The 2,294-nt window shown below is 71.6% G+C and carries 4 protein-coding genes; 3 read left to right on the top strand and 1 reads right to left on the bottom strand.

The window, feature by feature from the left end; translation table 11 throughout:
* The first annotated feature begins 131 nt into the window (after window positions 1–131).
* The gene (gene mmpB, locus MTF69_RS43165) at window positions 132–266 is read left to right on the top strand and encodes a morphogenic membrane protein MmpB (RefSeq protein ID WP_279346700.1); all 135 of its coding nucleotides are present in this window, start codon (window positions 132–134) and stop codon (window positions 264–266) included.
* Window positions 267–599: 333 nt separating this feature from the next.
* A complete protein-coding gene (locus MTF69_RS36000) occupies window positions 600–1,208 on the top strand; it encodes a nucleoside triphosphate pyrophosphatase (protein WP_243340594.1) in 609 nt (202 codons plus the stop codon).
* Here MTF69_RS36000 and MTF69_RS35995 read toward each other — a convergent pair.
* Entirely contained in the window at window positions 1,189–1,779 is a 591-nt protein-coding gene (locus MTF69_RS35995) for a hypothetical protein (protein ID WP_243340593.1), read from the bottom strand. The two genes, MTF69_RS36000 and MTF69_RS35995, sit on opposite strands and share 20 nt — an antisense overlap.
* A 441-nt stretch (window positions 1,780–2,220) precedes the next feature.
* Between MTF69_RS35995 and MTF69_RS43915 the strand changes: the two genes are divergently transcribed.
* Window positions 2,221–2,294: biotin carboxylase N-terminal domain-containing protein (locus MTF69_RS43915; RefSeq protein WP_308314144.1), on the top strand; the 74-nt coding region annotated here is incomplete at its 3' end.

The following is a 2,294-nucleotide window of genomic DNA, read 5'->3' as shown; positions in this document are numbered from 1 at the left end:
GCGCGCCGCTGCGGGCGGGCGGGGGGGCCGGGACTCCCGTCCCGTTTTACATTCTCAGGCCCCCACCCGGGTGGCCCCACGCCCCCCCCCCCCCCCGCCCCCACGGCCGTGTTCGGGGCCAGGATCAGGACATGCTCTGGTCAGACCCGAAGAACGAGCCGCCGAAGGACATGCGCGACGCCGCGGCGATGGTCCGGCGGATGACGGTGATCGTCGTCATCGCGATGGTCGTCGTGGTGTACGTGCTGGGCGTGGGCGGCTTCTAAGACTTGATCCGCTATTCCCGCAGGGATGACGGATTGCAGCCGGGGCGGTTCCTGGGCTGTCCGGCGTGGTCGCCCGGGGGCGGCTCATCCGGGGTCGCTCAGGGCGCTGGTCCGGCATTCGGGGAGCAGAGGCACAGCGCAGACGCTGTACTGCCGCATGATCCGTACCGGCAAGCCGGGGACGGACACGGTGCGGTTGACTCCCACAGGGCGTCTTCTCGCCCTATCCCTCACGGGACTTGACGATCGTAGCGGAATCACGGAATGCCTCTTAGCGCCGCAGGCCGCTCGGACCCGCCGGGGCCCGCGCCGGGCGCCCCTACGATGGCAGGCATGACTGCTGCCCCCCGCCACGCCCTCGTCCTCGCCTCCGCTTCGCCCGCCCGCCTGAACCTGCTGCGGCAGGCCGGGCTCGCCCCGCACGTGATCGTGAGCGGCTTCGACGAGGACACCCTGAACCACGACGAGCCGGCCGCCCTGGCCCTCGCGCTGGCCGAGGCGAAGGCGGCCGTCGTGGCGGGCCTGGACGAGGCGGCGGGCGCCCTGGTGATCGGCTGCGACTCCGTACTGGAGCTGGACGGCGAGGCGCTGGGCAAGCCGGCGGACGCCGAGGAGGCCACGGCCCGCTGGAAGTCGATGCGCGGGCGCGCCGGGGTGCTGCGCACCGGGCACTGCGTGATCGACACGGCGAGCGGCCGCCGGGTTTCGGCCACGGCGTCGACGACGGTCCGCTTCGGCGAGCCGACGGACGCGGAGGTGGCGGCGTACGTGGCGAGCGGGGAACCGCTGCACGTGGCGGGGGCGTTCACCCTGGACGGGCTGTCGGCGCCGTTCATCGAGGGCATCGACGGGGATCACGGCAATGTGATCGGGATCTCCATGCCGCTGCTGCGCTCACTGCTGGCCGAACTGGGCGTGTCCATCACGGACTTGTGGGCTTGACGTCCCCGAGCTTGCCGAAGTCGCCGAAGTCCGCGAGCGGGTGGCCCGGCGGCGTGTCCCGGATCTCGGGCCGGTCGTCCGGGGCGCCCGGGGCACCCGGACCGCCGAAGCCGTCCAGGGGGCCGCTGGGGCCCTCCGCGGGGCCGCCGGAGCCGCCCGCGGGGCCGCCCGCGCCGTCGCCGGCCCCGCCCGCGTCCTTGGCCGCGTAGAGCGTCAGGCTCAGCACCAGCAGGCAGAGGATCAGCATCATCACCGCGAAGGCGCCCCAGCCCACCAGGCCGACGACGAGGGCGCCGAGCAGTCCGTGGGTGACGGCGGCGCTGACGAGGAGCACGCGCGGGAAGGTGCCCAGGGCCCGGTCGCGGGCCGCGGCGACGACGAGGAAGACCGCACAGGCGAGCAGGAACAGGGCCATGCCGGCACCCAGTGCATAGGTTGCCTTGGACATGACATCCGGATCGGCGCCCGCGATGGACATCGACTGGTTCTCGGTGGTCCGGCCCAGGACGAGGTGGACGAAGCCGAGCACCCCCGCCTCCACGACGAGTACGACCGCGGTCGCTCCGGCCACGGATCTCCGCAGCACCACGCCACCCACGCCACTCACACCAGCCACGACGCCCCCACCCGCATGCACAAGCCCGTTCGACGCCTGGAGGCTACTAACGGGTAAACCTTCGGACAAGGGGCCGGGGCCGCTTCGTTACGGTCGGGCTCCCGTACGGGGGCCGCCCGGCGGCGACACCGCACCCGTGCAAGGAATTGCATGGGCCGTTCGTAGGGATTCGACAAAGAATCACCCCGGGCCGCTGACCCGGCGAACAGAGACCCCGGACACACGGCAGGGTTACTGTGCAGTCGGGGATCCCCCTGACATGGGGCGCCACAAGGGTTCTTTCCACTCGAGGTCGACTCGGATAACAGTCCGTGTGGGCAAGGTCACCACCGGGGAAGGGTCGAAAGGCCGTGTGGGCTGTCCCTAAACTCAGCTTGTTTCAAGGAGGGAGCCATCGTGCGCAAGGTGCTCATCGCCAACCGTGGCGAAATCGCAGTCCGCGTTGCTCGGGCCTGCCGGGATGCCGGGAT

It is taken from the genome of Streptomyces sp. AP-93, from assembly GCF_022808175.1.
Lineage (GTDB): Bacteria > Actinomycetota > Actinomycetes > Streptomycetales > Streptomycetaceae > Streptomyces.
Note: the sequence above shows the minus strand (reverse complement) of the source record. Positions and strands in the feature narration are given on the sequence as shown.